This window comes from Mesorhizobium shonense (assembly GCF_040545255.1).
Lineage (GTDB): Bacteria > Pseudomonadota > Alphaproteobacteria > Rhizobiales > Rhizobiaceae > Mesorhizobium > Mesorhizobium shonense.
This window is the reverse complement of sequence record NZ_JBEPLM010000001.1, coordinates 1,011,757-1,030,730: the sequence shown is the minus strand read 5'-3', so window position 1 is coordinate 1,030,730 and position 18,974 is coordinate 1,011,757. Positions and strand designations below refer to the sequence as shown.

General features: G+C 63.9%; 13 protein-coding genes and 1 pseudogene. 11 read left to right on the top strand and 3 right to left on the bottom strand.

Annotated features, from left to right (window positions below):
• Window positions 1–273 precede the first annotated feature (273 nt).
• The 5 genes and pseudogenes from ABID26_RS05110 (at window position 274) to ABID26_RS05090 (ending at window position 5,648) form a co-directional block, all read left to right on the top strand.
• Window positions 274–1,554, top strand: coding sequence for a nucleotide sugar dehydrogenase (locus ABID26_RS05110; RefSeq protein ID WP_292373737.1), 1,281 nt, complete (start codon window positions 274–276; stop codon window positions 1,552–1,554).
• A 33-nt stretch (window positions 1,555–1,587) separates the two neighbouring features.
• Window positions 1,588–2,607, top strand: a complete 1,020-nt coding sequence (locus ABID26_RS05105; protein WP_292373739.1) for an NAD-dependent epimerase — start codon at window positions 1,588–1,590, stop codon at window positions 2,605–2,607.
• Window positions 2,608–2,987: 380 nt separating this feature from the next.
• A pseudogene (locus ABID26_RS05100) lies at window positions 2,988–3,413 on the top strand (O-antigen ligase family protein); the annotation flags it as partial.
• Between the two features lie 347 nt (window positions 3,414–3,760).
• Window positions 3,761–4,678: a dihydrodipicolinate synthase family protein gene (locus ABID26_RS05095; protein WP_292373743.1), complete on the top strand. Its 918-nt coding sequence runs from the start codon at window positions 3,761–3,763 to the stop codon at window positions 4,676–4,678.
• A gap of 1 nt (window position 4,679) precedes the next feature.
• The gene (locus tag ABID26_RS05090; RefSeq protein WP_292373745.1) at window positions 4,680–5,648 is read left to right on the top strand and encodes a D-2-hydroxyacid dehydrogenase; all 969 of its coding nucleotides are present in this window, start codon (window positions 4,680–4,682) and stop codon (window positions 5,646–5,648) included.
• 103 nt (window positions 5,649–5,751) lie between these two features.
• Here the strand turns inward: ABID26_RS05090 and ABID26_RS05085 are convergent, their stop codons facing one another.
• Window positions 5,752–7,350 carry a DHA2 family efflux MFS transporter permease subunit gene (locus tag ABID26_RS05085; protein ID WP_292373747.1) on the bottom strand — a complete coding sequence of 533 codons (1,599 nt, stop codon included), beginning with the start codon at window positions 7,348–7,350 and terminating at the stop codon, window positions 5,752–5,754.
• Entirely contained in the window at window positions 7,347–8,294 is a 948-nt protein-coding gene (locus ABID26_RS05080) for an HlyD family secretion protein (RefSeq protein WP_292373749.1), read from the bottom strand. The genes ABID26_RS05085 and ABID26_RS05080 overlap by 4 nt, the downstream gene beginning before the upstream one ends.
• Window positions 8,295–8,929: 635 nt before the next feature.
• Between ABID26_RS05080 and ABID26_RS05075 the strand changes: the two genes are divergently transcribed.
• The 4 genes from ABID26_RS05075 (at window position 8,930) to fghA (ending at window position 14,191) form a co-directional block, all read left to right on the top strand.
• Complete coding sequence (locus ABID26_RS05075) at window positions 8,930–9,499, top strand: (2Fe-2S)-binding protein (RefSeq protein WP_292373751.1); 570 nt, start codon at window positions 8,930–8,932, stop codon at window positions 9,497–9,499.
• A gap of 2 nt (window positions 9,500–9,501) precedes the next feature.
• Window positions 9,502–10,524 carry an FAD binding domain-containing protein gene (locus ABID26_RS05070; protein WP_292373753.1) on the top strand — a complete coding sequence of 341 codons (1,023 nt, stop codon included), beginning with the start codon at window positions 9,502–9,504 and terminating at the stop codon, window positions 10,522–10,524.
• Window positions 10,525–10,526: 2 nt separating this feature from the next.
• Window positions 10,527–12,806, top strand: coding sequence for a xanthine dehydrogenase family protein molybdopterin-binding subunit (locus tag ABID26_RS05065; RefSeq protein WP_292373755.1), 2,280 nt, complete (start codon window positions 10,527–10,529; stop codon window positions 12,804–12,806).
• A gap of 548 nt (window positions 12,807–13,354) precedes the next feature.
• Window positions 13,355–14,191, top strand: coding sequence for an S-formylglutathione hydrolase (gene fghA, locus ABID26_RS05060; protein ID WP_292373756.1), 837 nt, complete (start codon window positions 13,355–13,357; stop codon window positions 14,189–14,191).
• Window positions 14,192–14,226: 35 nt separating this feature from the next.
• Here fghA and ABID26_RS05055 read toward each other — a convergent pair whose 3' ends face one another.
• Window positions 14,227–15,723, bottom strand: coding sequence for an HAL/PAL/TAL family ammonia-lyase (locus ABID26_RS05055; RefSeq protein WP_292373758.1), 1,497 nt, complete (start codon window positions 15,721–15,723; stop codon window positions 14,227–14,229).
• A gap of 244 nt (window positions 15,724–15,967) precedes the next feature.
• On the opposite strand from ABID26_RS05055, the gene ABID26_RS05050 reads away from it, so the two are divergent.
• Both ABID26_RS05050 and ABID26_RS05045 read left to right on the top strand, forming a co-directional pair.
• Window positions 15,968–18,517 (top strand): caspase family protein, encoded by a 2,550-nt coding sequence (locus ABID26_RS05050; RefSeq protein WP_292373761.1) that lies wholly within the window; start codon window positions 15,968–15,970, stop codon window positions 18,515–18,517.
• Between the two features lie 19 nt (window positions 18,518–18,536).
• Window positions 18,537–18,857: a hypothetical protein gene (locus tag ABID26_RS05045; RefSeq protein WP_292373762.1), complete on the top strand. Its 321-nt coding sequence runs from the start codon at window positions 18,537–18,539 to the stop codon at window positions 18,855–18,857.
• The last annotated feature ends 117 nt before the right edge of the window (window positions 18,858–18,974 follow it).

The window sequence follows — 18,974 nt, the reverse complement described above, 5'->3', positions numbered from 1 at the left end:
CGGACCGTGTCAACCGATCCGATCAACTACCGCCTTACCGACGGGGTACGCCACCACCGGACGTCAGGGCCAAGCTTAATCTTCGTAAGTTGGTCATGACTGGCGGCGCTGTTTCAGTCACGTCTCGACCTCTCCCAAATCTCGGACGCGCATCGAGGTGGTCGCGGACCGTTTTTGAGTGGAGACATCACCTTCGCAACGGCGCATCGTTGAATTGACCCATCGCCTGCCATACAAACGCCTCGGCCCATGTTTGACGTAGGAAATCCGCGGATGTCGGAACGCATCGCTGTAATCGGCCTGGGATATGTCGGCCTGCCGGTAGCCGTCGCGTTTGGAAAGGTTTTTCCGGGGACGATTGCGTTTGATATCAGCGAATGTCGGATCAATGAACTGCGCGATGGCGTCGACCGCACTGGAGAGGTCGACACGACGGCGCTCAAGGAATCGTCGATCGTGCTTACGGCCGACCGGGAGATGTTGAAAGGCGCGACCGTCTTCATCGTTGCCGTGCCAACCCCTATCGACATCAACCGCGCTCCCGATCTTGCTCCTTTGAAACTGGCATCGGAACTCGTCGGCGAAGCGATAAGCAGGAGCGCCGTCGTCATTTTCGAATCGACGGTCTATCCAGGTGTGACCGAGGATTTCTGCGGGCCGATCATCGAGCGGATTTCCGGTCTGCGGCATCCTCACGACTTCGCGCTCGGCTATTCGCCTGAGCGAGCCAACCCCGGCGATCGTGAACACTCGCTGCAACGGATCGTCAAAGTCGTTTCTGGCGAGAATTCCGAGACATTGGAACGCGTGGCGGGTATCTACGGCCGTATCATCGATGCCGGCGTCTACCGCGCCCAGTCGATCAAGGTGGCCGAGGCGGCGAAGGTCATCGAGAACACCCAGCGCGATCTGAACATCGCACTGATGAATGAACTGGCAATGATCTTCGAGCGCCTTGGGATTCGGACCCAGGACGTCCTTGATGCCGCATCGACAAAATGGAACTTTCTTCCCTTCAAGCCGGGTTTCGTGGGTGGCCACTGCATCGGTGTCGATCCGTACTATCTGACCGCCAAGGCGGAGGCTGAGGGGTACCATCCGCAGATCATCCTCGCCGGTCGTCGCATCAATGACGGCATGGGAGCCTTTGTTGCCCAACAGGTCGTCAAGCAACTGATCCGCTCGGACATGCCAGTCAAAGGAGCTTCGATCGGCATCCTCGGCCTGACCTTCAAGGAGGACGTGCCGGATTTGCGCAACAGCCGCGTTTTCGACATGGTCAGGGAGCTAAGGCAGTTCGGGATTGTCCCTAAAGTCCACGACCCACTTGCCGATGCCGAAACCGCTCGACGCGACCATGGCGAAACAATCCTGCCGCTTGAGGAGATGAACGATTTGCAGGCGCTTGTCCTGGCGGTTCCTCACAAGGATTATCTGGAGGGCGAGAAGTCTCGTATTTTTCAGATGATCAGGCCAGGTGGAACGCTGTTCGACATCAAGTCTGCCATCAAGCCGGATGAAATTCCCGACAACATAAAATATTGGAGCCTGTGAGGCTCGGCCTGAAATCAACGCCAGGGATACGCCGTGACATCAAGCAGACCAATTCTGATCACCGGCGCGGCTGGTTTCATAGGTTTTCACCTCTGCCAGAGGCTGCTCGCAGACGGCCGGCACGTTGTCGGCCTCGATTCCATGAACGAGTACTACGACGTGAACCTGAAGCGGGCGCGGCTCGACCGGCTGAACGGGTTCCCAAACTTTCGTTTCGAGCATGTCGATCTCACGGAGCGCGACCGTATTTCGGCGCTGTTTCTGTCAGCCGCTCCGGAAATTGTCGTCAATCTCGCGGCGCAAGCCGGTGTGCGCTATTCGCTGACCAATCCGCACGCTTATGCGGAAAGCAACCTGAACGGCTTCCTCAATATCCTGGAAGGATGCCGCTACGCCTCGGTCAGCCATCTGGTCTATGCCTCGTCGAGCTCGATCTATGGCGGCAGCACGCGCATGCCGTTCTCCGTCCACGATTCGGCCGACCACCCACTCAGCCTCTATGCCGCCAGCAAGAAGGCAAATGAGCTGATGGCCCACACCTACAGCCATCTGTTCGCGCTGCCGACGACGGGATTGCGTTTCTTCACGGTCTATGGCCCGTGGGGACGGCCGGACATGGCCCTGTTCATCTTCGCCAAGGCCATCCTCGCCGGCGAGCCGATCGACGTGTTCAACTATGGCAACATGCGGCGGGATTTCACTTATATCGACGACATCGTTGAAGGTATTGTCCGCGTTACGCAGCAGCCCGCGACCGCCAACCCCGATTGGAAAAGCGCTACGCCGGATCCGGCGACCAGCAACGCGCCGTTCCGGATCCACAACATCGGTGGCAATTCGCCTGTTCAGCTGAACCGGTTGATCGAGGTGTTGGAGGACGCGCTCGGACGCAAGGCGAACCGCAACCTCATGCCGATCCAGCCCGGCGATGTTCCGGCGACTTTCGCCGATGTCAGTTCGCTTGAGGAGGCGACCGGCTTCAGGCCGAAGGTTCCAATCGAGATCGGAGTTCCACGTTTCGTGAAGTGGTATCGCGAATTCTATCAGGTATGACCGATAGCTTCGGCGGACGACGGGTGAGACGTCCATGAAGGCGCGCTATGATTTCGGCCGCAACTGGTCCGACCTCGCCGCGCGCTTCGAGAACGAACATCTGGACCGGGCTTGCGAGGACCTTCGCCGCCTGCTGGGCGATGTGGCAGGCAAGACATTCCTGGACATTGGCTGCGGATCGGGCTTGCATTCGGCGGCGGCGCTTCGGTTGGGGCGGCGAGGGTCCGGGCGCTGGACTATGACACCGACTGCGTCGAAACGACGAGGGCCGTCCTTTCCCGGTTCGCGCCGGAAGCCGAATGGAGCGTGGAGCGAGCCGATATCCTCGACAAGGGGTCGCTTCCATCGGGACGTTCGACATCGTCTATTCGTGGGGCGTCCGCGAGGCCCCGCTTTTCGGCCACGGCATTTCTGCAAGTCGGGCGCTTACGAAGCAGGGGTTCAAGGAGCGGTTTGGAGGGAACCAAGGTTTCAACCACTTTCACAACGGGTTTTTGACGGCGGTTGTGGAGGCCTGCCTTGTGGGCGCCCTTGCGCTGGCGGCGATCTTCGTCGTTGCGCTCTGGAACGCAACAAGAGTCTTACGCTTCAGTGCCGACCCGCTTGAGCGATTTGGGGCGACGATGATCGTCATCACCGTCATAATATACCTTGTTGGTGGGCTGACCGGCATCCTTGTCGGCCACGACATTCTTGATTCGACGCTGATGATATTCCTGGTTTCGGGAACGTATCTGGCTTGCGGAAGGACGGTGTCCCCGATCGGGGTAGGCTCTCCAGCCGATCGCCAGTCGGTGGTCCTTTAAAGCAGGTCGCGTGAAAAGGATTCACGCGACCTGCTTTAGGTTTTTGATTTTAAGCATGTCTTCGTCCCGAAACCGGGCCCGCTTTCGGGAGACATGCTTTAGATATCGGATCCGATCTTTGAGTGAGAATTCTATTTGAGCTTTTCGCGCGATGCGGGGAGCTTAGACTAGCCAGCCGACGACGAGATTGCGCAGACACGCGTCGCCCACCTCGAAGCCGTGCTGGCGCGAGGCGAGCGAGGCTCCGATGTCTTCTTCGACATTGCCTCGACAGCCTTCTTCATCAGAACAGTCACCGCGGCGGCGAAGCTCGCCGCCGGCGATACGACGATCCGGGAGAACCATCGATGAAAAGCGTGCAAGGCGTCATAGCGCCCATCCTGACGCCCTTCGAGAAAGACGGCAGCGTCGCCCGCGACCTGTGGGTGAGCCACGCCAAATGGGTGCTTGCCCAGGGCGCGCACTACCTTTCGCCGTTCGGGACGACCGGCGAGGCGTTGTCGCTGTCGCCGCGCGAGCGCATGCAGGCGCTGGAGTGGCTGGCCGAGGCCGGCATCCCGGCCGACAAGATGATGCCTGGCACCGGCGTCACCGCGTTGCCCGACACGGTCGAGCTCAGCAAGCATGCCCTGGAACTCGGCTGCGCCGGCGTCATGGTGCTGCCGTCATTCTTCTACACGGCGGCAGGCGACAATGGGCAAGCGCGCTACTATTCGGAACTGATCGAGAAAGTCGCCAGCCCGAAGCTCAAGCTGATCCTCTATCATATCCCGCAGAATTCCGGCGTGCCGGTATCGCCGGCGCTGACGGCGCGGCTCAATGCGGCCTTCCCGGACATCGTCGTCGCCTACAAGGACAGCGCCGGAAGCTGGGACAACACCGCCGCCGTGATCGCGGCGGCACCGAACGTCTCGGTCTTTCCGAGCTCCGAAGGCCAGCTCACCCAAGGCCTGGCAAGTGGCGCGGCCGGCTGCATCTCTGCCTCGGTCAACCTCAACGCCAAGGCGATCCGGGCCGTGTATGAGGGGGCGCGCGCGGGCCGCGACGTCTCCGCCGCCGATGCCGCCATCAAGGCATTTCGCAAGGCGGTGCAGGACGCCGGGCTGATCGGCGGCATGAAGGCGGCCCTTGCATTGCGCTCCGGCGACCATCGCTGGCTCAATCTGCGCGCGCCGCATGAGAACACCAACACGCAGGCAGGCAAGGCCTTGCTCGAAGCTTTGGGTTCTCTCGCCGATCACATTCCCGGTCCGAGGCGAGGTTGAAATGTCCGCGCGGCCAACAATCGTCGTAAGCAGCGACGCGCCGGACGGGCCGATGGCCGTGCTTGCCAAAACCCATCCGGACATCACGGTACTGGGCTGCGACAGCTACGAGGCGCTGCCGGACCTGATTTCAAAAAGCGACGCCGAAGTGGTGTTCACCATCAAGTTCGACCGCGGATCGCTCTATCCGCGCGCGGCGCTGGTCGAGAGCCCGACCGTGCGCTGGGTCTCGGTCGGCGGCTCCGGCACCGATCATCTGCGACCCTGGGATCCGGCGCGAGTGACGGTGACCAATTCGGCCGGCGTCGCCGCCGACATGATGGCCGAATATGTCTTCGGCGCCATGCTCTCCTTCTCGCTCGGCCTGCGCGGTTTCGCGCGCGAGCAGGCGGCCAGGAACTGGACGGCCGGCAAGGTCGAGCCGATCCAGGGCAAGACGCTGCTGATCCTTGGGCTTGGCAAGACGGGGCAGGCGGTCGCCAGCCGGGCCAAGGCCTTCGGCATGACGACGCTGGGCGTGCGCGCCGACCCGAAACCGACCGGCTACATCGATGAGGTTCACGCCATGGCCGATCTGCCAAAACTGTGGGGCCGTGCCGATTTCATCTTGTGCGCGGTGCCGCTGCTTGAAAGCACCCGCGGCATCGTGGGACGCGGGGCCTTCGCGGCGATGAAGCCTTCGGCGGTGCTGATCGACGTGTCCCGCGGTGGCGTAGTCGACGAGACGGCACTTCTCACGGCGCTAGACGGCGGTCGGATCAAGGGCGCAGCGCTCGATGTGTTCGCTACGGAACCGCTGCCGCCGGCACATCCGCTGTGGGGCTACTACAATGTGATCGTCACGCCGCATTGCTCCTCGGTCTATGACGGCTGGGACGTGAAGTCGGCACGCATGTTCGCCGACAATCTCACCCGCTACCGGCGCGGCGAGCCCTTGGCGAATGTCGTCGATCCAGGGCGCGGCTACTAGGCAAAACCTCGGCATTCGGTACGGCGCTTCGAAACAACCCTCGGCCCCAACATGACCTGGGGCTTCATTGCCGCCGAAACGATCCTTCATCAGAACCGGTGAGCTATTTCGGTGGCTGGGACGCCTTGGACGACCGCAATAGAAGCGCCAGAGGCACGAGTACCGCGGTAGCGATCGCCGTGTAGCGGAAGACGTCGACATAGGCGAGGAGCGTCGCCTGGCGGCCGATCAGTTGGCCCACCCAGCCGACCGCTTGCGCCTTGGCCTCGACGGCGGGGGAGCCTTGCGCGGTGAAGAATTCGCTGACCTGCCGCAGCGTCTGCTGATACGTGGACGATGATTGTGCAGTGTTTGCGATCAGGTTCGATTGATGCAGTTGCGCGTTCTGCGCGATCACCGTGTTGGTCAGCGAGACGCCGATGCTGCCGCCGATGTTGCGGGCGACATTGATCAGCGCCGAAGCCTGGTTGGTCTTCCTCGGCGGTAGGCCGAGATAGGCGGCCGTCGAGATCGGGATGAAGAGGAAGGGCAGGCCGGCCATCATGAAGAGGCGGGCAAAGGCAAAGAAGCTGAAGCTCGCATCCGGCGCCAGCGAGGTCAGATGCCAGAGCGCTATCGCCACCGCCGACATGCCCATCATGATCAGGTATTTAGGCTGCACGAAACCTGAGGCAAAGCCCGAAATCGGCATCAGCATCAGCATGGCGATGCCGCCCGGCATCATCGAGAGCCCCGACCATGTCGCGGTATAGTCGAACGCGGTCTGCTGCAACTGCGGCAGGAGCTGCGTCGTGCTGTAGAGCACCGCGCCCACCGCCATCATGACCAGGAACGACGTGCCGAACTGGCGCATGAACAAGAGCCGCATGTCGACGATCGGATCGCGGCGCGTCAGCTCCCAGGGGATCAGGATGAGCAACGAGACGGCGGAGATCACCGCGAAGCTGGGGATGAAGCTCGAGGAAAACCAGTCGTTGCGCTGGCCCTCGTCGAGGAAGACTTCCAGGCATCCGAGCGCCAGCACCACCAGGATGAAGCCGATCCAATCCACCTTGAGGCCGCCTTTCAGCCTCTCCCGGCGCTCGCGTTCCAGCACATCCGGCTCGACCACCAGCCATTGCACGAGCGCCAGCGAGAGAATGCCGAAGGGAACATTGATGAAGAAGATCCAATGCCAGGAGAAATTGTCCGTCAGCCATCCCCCGATCGTCGGGCCGACCGTCGGCGCGACGATGACCGCGATGCCGTAGAGCGCGAAGGCCTGCGAGCGCTTTTCGGGCGGGAAGGTATCGGCGAGGATCGATTGCTCGCTCGGCGCCATGCCGCCGCCGCCAAGCCCCTGGAGGATGCGGAACAGGATCAGCATTTGGAGATTTGGCGCCAGGCCGCAGAGCAGCGAAGCGCCGGTGAAGGTGGCGACGCAGAGCATATAGTAGCGCTTGCGGCCGATGACGCCGGCGAGCCAGCCGCTGATTGGAATGATGACCGAGTTGGCGACGAGATAGGTGGTGATGACCCAGGTGCTCTCGTCTATCCCGGCGGCAAGGCTGCCGGCGATGTTGCGCAACGCGACGTTGGCGATCGAGGTGTCGAGCACCATCATGAAGGTCGCGATGGAGACGACGACCGCGATGAGCCAGGGGTTGCGCCCGCCGGCGGCGGAGCGGCTTTCGCCGCCCTGGGCCAGTGCCGCATCAGTCATCGCACCGTGACCGTCGGCACCACCGACATGCCCGGACCGAGATAGGCATCCGGCGGCTTGTCGAAGACGATCTTGACCGGCACGCGCTGGACGACCTTGACGAAATTGCCGGTCGCGTTCTCGGCCGGCAGCAGGCTGAAGGCGGTGCCGCTGCCGGCCTGCACGCTATCGACACGGCCATGGAAGGTCCTTTCCGGGTAGGCATCGATGGCGATGTCGACCGGCTGGCCGGGCCGCATCAGGCCGAGCTGGGTCTCCTTGAAATTGGCCTTCACCCAGACATCCTTCGGAACGAACATCATCAGCACCTGCCCGGGCTGCGCGTAGGTGCCTCTTGCAACGGTGATGTTGGTCGCCCGGCCGGCGACCGGGGCCACGACAGTGGTGCGCATGAGCGTGGTCCTGGCCTGATCCTCGCTGGCGCGCTCCTGCTGCAGTTTGGCTTCGGCGCTTTTGCCCTGCGCCTGCAGCACGGCGAGCTGGCTTTTCGCAGCCCCTGCATTCGCCGTGGCCGTATCGAGGGCGGCCTGGTCCTGGCCCAGCGTTGACGCGGCCTGCTGCGCCTGCTGCTGGGTGGCGGTGCCCCTGGCCAGCAGCTCGCGGTTGCGCTGATCCTCCGACTTGGCGAATTCCAGCGCCGCCTGTGCCTGGGCGACTTGCTTTTGCGCGGCATCGATCTTGGCGTTCTGCGCCTTGGTCTGGGCCTCAACATTGGTGATCTCGGCCTGAGCCGCCGCCACGCTGGCCTGCGCCTGCTTGAGCGAAGCCTGGTAGTCGCTGTCGTCGATGCGAAGCAGGACCGCGCCCGCTTCGACGGGCTGATTGTCGGTGACGGCCAGCTCCGTGATGCGGCCGGCGATTTCGGCGCCGATGGTCACCGTGCGCGCGTCGATGAAGGCATCGTCCGTCCATTCGTAGTTGCGCGCGTTCAGCCACCAAAGCACTGCGCCCGCCGCGGCCAGCAGGACGACAAGCAGGACGGTTCCCGCTGTGACAGGATGCCGTTTGATGGACCCGAAAAGGCTTCCGCTTCGCTTGTCCTGCGGAGCACTCCCATCTCCACGGGATGCGTCGGCCTTATCCCTCGAGGCATCGGCCTCTGCACCCCTTCGGGTGTCGGCGCGGCGCGTCGGCCGCTGCGTTTCGTCCACGGGTTCGGCAACTGGAGAATTCGTATCCACCGGCATGCCTTTCGATCGAAGTATTTGGTTCTTCCGCGATTCCGGATGGAAAACCGCTGCGCGCTTTTCCTGGAATTGCTCGCATGGGATCTTGCGCGGCGCCGCCGCGCATCGCCAGGCCGAGGGTCAACCTCCGGCATTCGGAAAGGTTCCTTTGCCGTCACACCCGGCTTTGTCTCAAATCCCCAGATACCTGGCCCAGACATCTGCCCAGGGCGCTGGCCATCGTGGGTGCCTTGGAGGCTTCCGGGGTCACTCTTTCGTGACCTGCTTTTGCGCGGATAAATCCGGAACAATGCCCTGCCTGAGAGGTTAGCGCTGATACCCCGCCAGCCAGGGAGCGAGCCATGTCCCCAAATCCCGCCTCGAGCGCGACTGGCCTCAGCCGGCGAAGCTTCATGACCGGAACCGTTTCAGCCGCCGCTGCCGCGCCGTTGCTGACCTCCGCGGCGAAGGCGGAAGCGCCGGTTGCGACCCGTTCCAAACTCAGGGAAGCGGTCGCCATATCGCTGCGCATCAACAAGCAGCCTTACGAGCTTTCGCTGGATACAAGGACGAGCCTGCTGGATGCGTTGCGCGATCATGTCGGCCTGACCGGCACGAAGAAGGGCTGCGACCACGGCCAGTGCGGTGCCTGCACGGTGCTTGTCGACGGAAAACGCGTGCTCTCCTGCCTCAGCTTCGCCGTGATGAACCAGGGCAAGGAGGTGACGACGGTGGAGGGGCTTGCATCGAGCGAGGGCAAGCTGCATCCGATGCAGCAGGCCTTCATCGACCACGACGCCTTCCAGTGCGGCTACTGCACGCCGGGTCAGATCATGTCGGCCATCGGCTGCATCAACGAGGGCCACGCGAACTCCGAGGACGACATCCGCGAATTTATGAGCGGCAACATCTGCCGTTGCGCGGCCTATCCGAACATCGTCGCCGCGATCGTCCAGGCGCGTGACCAGACGAGGGGAGCCTGACGATGCGTCCTTTCATCTATGAACAGCCGGCGGATATTTCGGCCGCGGTCGCCGCCGCATCCCGCTTTACGACCGACGACGATCAGCCGACGCGGGCGAACGCGCAGTTCATCGCCGGCGGCACCAATCTCGCCGACTATATGAAGCTTGGTGTCGCCGCACCCAACCGTGTGCTGGATCTCAACCGGCTCGAAGAGCCTGCGCTCAGACAGATCAGGGTCACGGATGACGGCATACGCTTCGGCGCCTTGGTGCGGATGGGGGAAGCCGCCGACAACAGTGAAGTCAAACGCCGCTATCCGGTCATTGCCGATAGTTTGAGATTGGCGGCCAGCGGCCAGATCCGCAACATGGCGAGCCTTGCCGGCAACGTGCTGCAGCGAACGCGCTGCGAATATTTCCGCGAGACCTCATGGGCCTGCAACAAGCGCGTGCCGGGTTCGGGCTGCGCGGCAATGGAGGGCTTCAACCGCCAGCACGCGGTGCTGGGCGCCAGCGACGCCTGCATCGCCACCTATCACGGCGACTTCGCCCAGGCCTTGATCGCGCTCGATGCCGTCATTCGGGCCGAGGGCTCGCGCGGAACGCGCAAAATACCCTTTGCCAGGCTGCATCGGCTGCCGCGCGACACGCCGCATATCGAGACCGATCTCGCGGCCGACGAGATCATCACCGCCATCGAAGTGCCCGCCATGCCGTGGGCCTGGCGGTCGCGCTACCTGAAGATCCGTGACCGCGAATCTTATGCCTTTGCGCTGGCCTCGGCGGCTGTCGCGCTCGACCTCGACGGCGACAGCGTCCGCGAGGCGCGGATCGCGCTTGGCGGCGTGGCGACGGTGCCCTGGCGCGCCAAGGAGGCCGAAGCGGCCTTGCAAGGCAAGAAACTCGACCAGGCGTCGGCAAGTGCGGCGGCGGAAGCTGCCTTTGCCGATGCCGAACCGCGCCAGCACAACGCGTTCAAGGTCGAACTCGGCAAACGAACGCTGGTGCGCGCGCTGCTCGAAACCCGAGACATGAAGGTGTGACCATGGACGCAGCCGCTCCCAAACCCAGGGAAAACCAGGGCGAACCGCTGCCGCGCGTCGATGCGCGGCTGAAAGTCACCGGGCAGGCCGGCTACCCGGCTGATCTGCCGACGGCCAACCTCGCCTATGGCGCGCTTGCAACGAGCAGCATCGCCAAAGGTAGAGTGACCAAGCTTCATCTCGATGAGGCTCGCGCGGTGCCGGGCCTGCTCGATATCGTGACATACGGCGATATGGATAGGGTCGACAGGCCGAAGTTCGACAATGGCAGCGCAACCTCGGTCGGACCGCTGCACGACCGGACGATCTTCCACGATGGGCAGATCATCGCCTTGGCCGTTGCCGAGACATTCGAGGCGGCCGAAGAGGCCGCGCAGTTGATCCGCGCCGAGTATGAGGAGGAGAAGCCGACGGCAAGCTTCGACAGCCCTGGAACCAAGACCGTTCCCGCTGCCGGCAAGAGCCCGATGCTGAAGGAGGACGTCAAAGCGGGCGATTTCGACGCCGCCTATGCGGCGGCTCCGGTCAAGATCGACGCGCGCTATTCGACGCCGACCCAGCATCACAATCCGATCGAGCTGTTCTCGACGACGGCGCTCTGGCAGGGCGATCAGCTTGTCGTCCATGAGCCGTCGCAGAACGTCACCGGTTGGAAGGTCGAGCTTGCCAGGCAGCTGAAGCTCGATCCGGCGAATGTGCGCATTCTCAGCCCCTTCATCGGCGGGGCGTTCGGCTCGAAGGGGCCGATGACGCCGCGCACCGCAATTGTCGCCGTCGCCGCAAAGCGGCTCGGCAGGCCGGTGCGTTGCGTGACGAGCCGCATGCAGGCCTTCGGCACACAGACCTACCGGGCCGAAACTAGACACCGCATCCGGATCGGCGCCGGCAGGGACGGACGCATCACCGCTTTCGCGCATGAAGGCTGGGAAATGACGTCTCGCACGGACGCCTATGTTGTCGGCGGCACGTCGGCGACCGGCCGCATGTATGATTACGGCTCGGTGCTGACCCATGTCTCGCTGGTGGAGGCCGACCGCAATACGCCGGGCTACATGCGCTCGCCGCCCGAGACGCCCTACGTCTACGCGCTGGAAAACGCCATGGACGAGATGGCGGTGGCGCTCGGCATGGATCCGGTCGAGTTCCGCCGCATCAATGAACCAAAGACGGAACCAATCGGGAAGAAGCCGTTCTCCAGTCGCTCGCTGATCCAGTGTTACGAACAGGCGGCCGACGCCTTCGGCTGGGCGAAGCGGGACCCGAAGGTCGGGGCGATGCGCGACGGCGACTGGCTGGTCGGCATGGGCTGCGCCACGGCGATTTATCCAACCGCCGCGGCGCCCTGCGCGGCGCGCGTGCGCCTGACGTCCGACGGCGAAGTGCGTGTGCAATGCGGCTCGCACGAGATCGGCACCGGCGTCCGCACCGTGGCCGGCCAGATGGCTTCGGAACGTCTTGGCGTCCCGATCGGCAAGGTGAATGTCGAAATGGGCGACAGCAGCCTGCCTCCGGCCCCGGTGTCGGGCGGTTCGATTTCCACCGCGAGCGTCTGCTCGGCGGTGCTGAAGGCCTGCGATGCGATCCGGACGAAGCTTGCCGCGGCCGCGACAAACGAGGGCGCTCCGCTTGCCGGTTCCCACAACGAGGAACTGGACTTCGCCGATGGCAAGATCGTTGCGAAGGGCGGTGCCTCGGCGAAGATCGAGGATGTCTTCAAGATCATGCAGGTCGGCGCGATAGATGAATATGCCGAGTTCACGCCCAAAGGCGCGACGCCTGGGGCGCTGAAGAAGCTCTACGCCGGCCTGCCGGAATTTCATGGCGGCGATCAGGATGAGGATTCGGTGAAATACGCCTTCGGCGCCGAATTCGTCGAAGTCCGCATCAACCGCCATACGCGGGAAATCCAGGTGCCGCGCATCGTCGGCGCGTTCGCGGCCGGCCGCATCATGAACACGCGCACCGCGCGCAGCCAGCTGATGGGCGGCATGATCTGGGGCATCGGCCAGGCGCTGCACGAGGCGACCGAGGTTGACAGGCGCTATGCCCGCTACGTCAACCGCGACCTGCAGGATTACCTCGTGCCGGTCAACGCCGACATCAAGGACCTGCAGGTCATCCTGGTCCCGGAAGTGGACCACGCGGTCAATCCGGCCGGTGTCAAAGGCCTGGGCGAGCTGGGCAATGTCGGCACCGCCGCCGCCGTTGCCAGCGCGGTTTACCACGCAACGGGCAAGCGCATCCGCGATCTGCCGATCAGGATCGACCAGCTTATCGCTTGACGATACCGGTGAGCGGCATTGATCCTCCCATCCGGCGCAAGTCTCCGGTTTTCGTAACGATCTCACGAGGCGGCCACAGTTTGGGGCCGTAGCCCGGGAGTTTGCCCTGCCTCGCTTGCGGCGGAACGCAAGCGCCCTCTGCTTCGGTTTCGGCGAAGCAAAGAACAGAAAAAGACTTCTTTTTGCGATCCGACCCGGATGCTCTCTTGCGGACCTTAGAACACAAGGGCCTGCCTGGGAGGCTACGCGTACAACAAAGCGGCTGCCGAAAAGATAGCCCGGCATATGCCACTTGAAAGGGCCGATGCCGGCAACACAGCCATAGGGGAGCCACCGCTTCGCCCGTGAGCTGGACGAGCCCGATATAGGCGATGCATTGCCTTTCCGGCGGGAGGTGGCGGCGCTGGCTGCGGAGTAGAGTGGAGGAAGCGTCCGCCGTTCTGTGGCTCGATCGCGCCGTCGATATCGTTTTCGCGAGGTGCAAGGTTGCGAGCGCGAGGTCTGGCGGCTATGCCGGGGCCGAGACAGATGACAGGAAGGCGGAGCCGATGAAAGTTCTTTCAACGTCCAAATCGCATGGCGGTGTCCAGGGCGTCTACTCGCACGTCTCGGAGACCTGCGCCTGCGACATGACCTTTGCCGTTTTCGCTCCGCCCCAGGCCGCAAAAGGCCATGTGCCGGTGCTTTTGTATCTGTCCGGGCTCACCTGCACCCACGCCAATGTCATGGACAAGGGCGAATACCGCCGCATGGCATCCGAGCTGGGGCTCGTCATCGTCTGCCCCGACACCAGCCCGCGCGGGCCCGATGTTCCCGACGAAAAGGACAATTGGCAGTTCGGCTGCGGCGCCGGCTTCTACGTCGACGCCACGCAGGCGCCCTATGCGAAAAACTACCGCATGTATTCCTACGTCACCGAGGAACTGCCGGCGCTGGTCGCGGCCAATTTCCCCGTCGACATCTCGCGCCAGTCGATCTTCGGTCATTCGATGGGCGGTCACGGCGCGCTGACGATCGCGCTGAGGAATCCGGAACGGTACCGGAGCTGCTCGGCCTTCGCGCCGATCGTGCAGCCGACGACGGCGGGCTGGTCGCGGCCGGCGCTCGAGAAATATCTCGGGCCGGACGAAAAGAGCTGGCGCGCCTATGACGCTACGCTGCTGATAGAGGATGGCCATCGCTACGGTGAGCTGCTCGTCGACCAGGGCACCGCCGACGGCTTCCTCCAGGATGGTCTGCGCCCGTGGCTGCTCGAGGACGCCTGCAGGAAGGCCGGCATCGCGCTGACGCTGCGCATGCAGGAAGGCTACGACCATTCCTACAACTTCATGTCGACCTTCATGGACGACCATTTGAAGTGGCACGCAGCGCGGCTGGCGAAGTAGAGGGCGTGCAGCGGGCTCCTTGGTGAAGGTCCGATTCAGAACCGCGGCCCCGCCACCATCCGCGCGACCCGCGCCATGTCCGCGCTCATTTCGCGGTCGTCGTCGAGCGGGGCGACCAGAGCACGGACAGCGGCATAGCTGCGTTGCGGACCTTCGCCCATGCTGTCGACCACGCCGCGCAACTCCACGCCGGTCGCCGCGAAGATCAGTTCCATCGCAACAAGATAGCGCAGCCGCTCGATGATGCCTGCGGTCTTGGCCACCACCCGCGGCGCCATCGACGACTGGTCCTCGATGCCGTCGGAAACCGCAAGCGGGCTGAGCGACATCGGGTTGGCGAGGTGCCGGATCTCGGCCTCCAGTGCGGCGACCGGTTTCTGCAGTTCCGCGTAGCCCTGGCGGCTGCCGCCCCTGGCCGACAGGAAGCGCGGCAGTTCGGCCACCGTCGGCGACATCAGCTTCATCGAGCGGTTGGCGGTGGCGACCGCGCAATGCGCCAGCGCCTGGCCGAGCTGTTCCCAGGCCAGCGTGAAGGCGGTGAGGTCGAAATTGCCGTTTGAAACGACCCGTTCGGCCTCGAGCAGGATCACCGGGTTGTCGCCCGAATGGCCGAGCTCGATCTCCGTGGCCAGCCTGGCCTGCTCGTAGGCGTGCAGCAGGCCGCCCCACACCTGCGGCACGCAGCGGAAGCTCAGCGGATCCTGAAGGCGCCGCGCGGCGGTGTCGTGCCAAAGCCCGCTTCCGGCCAGCTCCGCCCTCAGCCGCGCGCCGATCTCGCATTGGCCGAATGCCGGCCGCGCGGCCAAGGCGTCCTCGTCGATGGCCTTGAGGGACGCCCGGAACGCTTCATAGTTGAGAGCCACGGCTGCCAGCGACCAGTCGATGAGGTAAGCGACGTCCTCGAGGGCGAGGCACGCCGTTCCGGTCGAAAGGCTGTTGGCGACGATGATGGCGTGGCCGTCCTTCTCGCGCAGGTCGAGCGGCTCGAGCCCGGCAAGCTTCAGCGCTTCGGCGGCCGGCATGACCCTGCCCTGGAATTCTGCATCGCCGTCGCCGCCAAGCGCCCTCGCCATGTGGCCGAGCGGCGCGAGATCCGCCGCCCCGATCGATCCCCAGCTAGGGATCACCGGATGGACGCCGGCGTTGAGCGCCGCAAGCAGGCCCATGATGACCCGCTCGGAGGCGCCGGTGCCGCCGGCGGCCATTCCGGAAATGCGCGCCGTCATCAGCGCCCGCACCGCTTCGGTCGGCAGGGCAGGGCCGGCGCCCATCGAATGGCTGAGCGGCACGCTGTGCTGGAAGGCGACCAGATCGGCCTCGGCGAGCGGCGTGTCGACACAGGCGCCGAGCCCGGTGGTGACGCCATAGAGCGGCTTGCCGAGCTGCGTGAGGCGCTCGACGAGCGCGCGGCTGGCGCGGATGCGGCGCACGGCCTCCTCGCCAAGCACGAGGCGGGCGTTGCGCCGCGCGATCTCGGCGACATCGGCCGCGCTGAGCGGCCTGGCGTCGAGGACGATCACTCTCGCTGTCATGTCCTTGCATCTATCCCAAGATCGGCGCCGTGCAAATGTGCCACGCCGCTCCTGGACGCAGCGCAGCGTCATTGCAGCCACCATGTCTCTGGAGTATTTTAGAACTTGATTGGATAAGACGCATGCCTGTTGTCGTTATGCATGCGGTCTGCTCCGTCTTGGCAGATTGTGAACTCTTTAACAGACCTCGGCGCCGCAAGCTGCATTCCTGTGGCCGACAGGTCATAGCAGTTAAGGATTTGCCATGCTGCGATGCTGCGCGTTCCTTGCAGCCTTGGTCCTCATGGGCTTCATGGCGTTCGAAGCTCACGCCGATCGCAGGGTTGCCTTTGTGATCGGCAATTCCGAATACCGCGACATCCCGGCGCTCAAGAATCCGGACAAGGATGCCGAGGATGTGTCGACCACGTTCCGCCTGGCCGGTTTCGACGTGTTCGTTGCCAAGGATCTCACCAAGCTCCAGTTCGAGGAGCAGTTCCGCAACTATCTTGCGGCGGCGGACGGCGCCGATCTCGCGGTCGTCTATTATTCCGGCCACGGCTTTCAGATCGGCGGCGAGAATTTTCTCATCCCGGTCGACGCCTCGCTGAAGGCCGCGGCCGATATCGAGGTCCAGGCCATCAAGCTCGACGACGTATTGGAGCAGATGCGCTCGAAGTCGAAGATCCAGGTGATCATCCTCGATGCCTGCCGCAACAATCCGTTCCCGCGCAAGGACTATTGGCTGCGCGACCAGCTGATCGCCGCCGGCGGCGCCGGCCTTGCGCAGGTGAAGAGCTCGCTGAATACGCTCATTGCCTTTGCCACCGAGCCGGGAGCGGTTGCCTATGATGGAACCGGCGATCTCAGTCCCTTCTCGTCCGCCTTTTCCCGCCGCGCGCTGGCGCCGAACCAGGAGATACGCACAGTGATGGCGGCGGTTCGCCGCGACGTGGTCAAGGCCACCGACGGCAAGCAGGTTCCGTGGGAAAACTCCTCGCTGATCGACGAGGTGGTGCTGATGCGCCGCGCCAGCCGACCCGCGCTGCCGCCGGTGCTGGAGAAGGTTGTGCCGTCGGGCGTCGGGCCCGTCGCGCTCGACCTGCCGGAGCCGGTCGATGTCGATGGCGGCGCGGTCACCGTCAGCATCGAAAGACCGCCGGCGCTTGGACGCCTGATGCTGGACGGCAAGCCTGTCGCTACCGGCCAGCCGATCGCCGGCAAGGACCTGCCGCGCCTCGAGATGGACGTGCCGAAGGGCTCCGGCGCGCAGGAAGAGGTCGACATGCTCGCCTATGCCACGCGCGACAATTGGGGCGGCCAATCCCAGGGCATCCTGGTGTTCCGGGTCAAGAACGGCGAGGGCGCCGAGGGGCAGCAGCTCGTCGCCTCGCTCGAGGCAGAGCAGAAGCAGCAGGTGTTGGAGCGCGGCATCCACATCGCCGGCGCCGCCGAGGCGATCGAGAACCACGACATCGCCGTCCCTGTCGGTGTCGGTCCCGTTCCGCTGAAGATCGATTTCCCGACCAAGGATCCCGCGGTCAGCCTGAAGTTCGCGAGCTATCCGGCGACGGGCACGCTGTCGCTGCCGGACCGGACCCTGTCTCCGGACTCCAGCCTGATGGCCGATGAAGTCGACCATCTGCGCTACGAACCCCAGATAGGCGAAGCCAAACCACTCATTGTCGGTGTCGAGATCAGGGCTGACAACGCTACGTCAAAACAGGCGACGATGAAGCTGTCGCCCAGCGTCGAGCCCTGCGACAGGGAGGCCGGCGAACCTCTCGACCTGCAGGGCGTCGTCCCGGGCCTGCTGCCGAACGAAATCAGCAGCAACGCCGTGGACGTCTGCCGGGCGGCGGTCAAAGCCTATCCGGACGTCGCCCGCTTCCGCTACCAGCTCGGTCGGGCGCTGCTTGTTGTCGGCAAGGTCGACGAGGCCAGGAAGGCCATTCAGGAGGCGGCCGACAAAGGTCATGTCCGCGCGGTGTTCGAGCTTGGCTACCTCAACGCGACCGGAACGGGGATGCCTGCCAATCGCAAGCAGGCCAACACCTTCTACGCGGCGGCGTCCGACAAGGGCGATCCCTACGGGATGACGTCATGGGGCCGCGCCTTGTTCAACGGCTACGGCGTGGAGCGTGACACCGGCAAGGGCCTGGACCTGCTGCTCAAGGCGGCGGCGATGGGGCACACCTATGCCATGAACGATCTTGCCGCGATCTTCACGGAAGGTCGTAACGGCGTGCCCGCCGATCCGGCTCGCGCCGTGGCTTTCCTCAAGGCCGGCGTCGAACGGCAGGACATGTATTCGATGAACCTGCTTGGTCGCAATTATCTCGCCGGCACGGGGGTCGAGAAGGATCCCAAGCAGGCGCAGTCGCTTTTCCAGAAGTCCATGGATCTTGGCCAGCCCTACGCTCCCGGCAGCCTGGCACGCATGTACAGGGACGGCGTCGGCGTTCAGCAGGATCTTGCCGAAGCGCAAAGGCTGTTCGAGCTGGCGACCGGTCGCGGCGACCAGTCGGCTGCCTATGATCGCGCGGCCTTGGAGATGCAAAGGGGCGACAAGGCCGACCAGGCGGTGGCCGTGCGCTACCTTGCATTCGCGGCAGCGCTCGATCTTCGCAACGAAATTCCGGATGCAAGGAGCACGCTGGCGAAATTCGGAGCCAAGGCGAAAACGGCGGCCCTGAAACAGCTGCGTGGAGAACTCAAATCGAAGATTTCGGCGGACGGCTCGTTGGACGACCAACTGGTCAAGACGGCCAGGGCGGTCTGGGAACAAGCCAATCCGCGTCGGGACTTGTTCTGATCAGCAAGGAGGCAATGCGGTGGGCTGGGCATCGAAACAGGCAATCGTCGCAACAATCCTATCCGGTGCTCTGGCTGTCGCGGGCTGCACGACCATGACGCCCACCGTCGAGCCGACCCCGACGGTGAAGCACAGGACGAAGGTCGTCCGCACGACGACCGCGCCAAAGGTCGTCACGCAGAAAAAGGTCGTCACGCAGAGAAAGGCCGCTGCCAAGAAACTGATCAAACCCGTTCAGGAAGAAACCACACCTGTCGTCGTGCCACCTCTGGGTGGCGGCGGCGGTGGTGGCGGCGGTAGTGGCGGCGGTAGTGGTGGTGGTAGCGGTGGTTGGGGATGAGCGTTTGACGGCCGCCAGCCCGTCGCGACGTGGCTTTTGACCTTGGCATTGCTCGCCATCGCTCGCCTGGCTCCGTCTTGTCAGCCATTTCCGCAGCCAGGATTTTAGACTTGGAGA

Bases quoted from the DNA above. Each gene is read 5' to 3' on its own strand.
- ABID26_RS05110 (WP_292373737.1), top strand. From the start codon at position 274: ATGTCGGAACGCATCGCTGTAATCGGCCTGGGATATGTCGGCCTGCCG.
- ABID26_RS05095 (WP_292373743.1), top strand. From the start codon at position 3,761: ATGAAAAGCGTGCAAGGCGTCATAGCGCCCATCCTGACGCCCTTCGAG.
- ABID26_RS05090 (WP_292373745.1), top strand. From the start codon at position 4,680: ATGTCCGCGCGGCCAACAATCGTCGTAAGCAGCGACGCGCCGGACGGG.
- ABID26_RS05085 (WP_292373747.1), bottom strand. From the start codon at position 7,350: ATGACTGATGCGGCACTGGCCCAGGGCGGCGAAAGCCGCTCCGCCGCC.
- ABID26_RS05075 (WP_292373751.1), top strand. From the start codon at position 8,930: ATGACCGGAACCGTTTCAGCCGCCGCTGCCGCGCCGTTGCTGACCTCC.
- ABID26_RS05070 (WP_292373753.1), top strand. From the start codon at position 9,502: ATGCGTCCTTTCATCTATGAACAGCCGGCGGATATTTCGGCCGCGGTC.
- ABID26_RS05065 (WP_292373755.1), top strand. From the start codon at position 10,527: ATGGACGCAGCCGCTCCCAAACCCAGGGAAAACCAGGGCGAACCGCTG.
- fghA (WP_292373756.1), top strand. From the start codon at position 13,355: ATGAAAGTTCTTTCAACGTCCAAATCGCATGGCGGTGTCCAGGGCGTC.
- ABID26_RS05055 (WP_292373758.1), bottom strand. From the start codon at position 15,723: ATGACAGCGAGAGTGATCGTCCTCGACGCCAGGCCGCTCAGCGCGGCC.
- ABID26_RS05050 (WP_292373761.1), top strand. From the start codon at position 15,968: ATGCTGCGATGCTGCGCGTTCCTTGCAGCCTTGGTCCTCATGGGCTTC.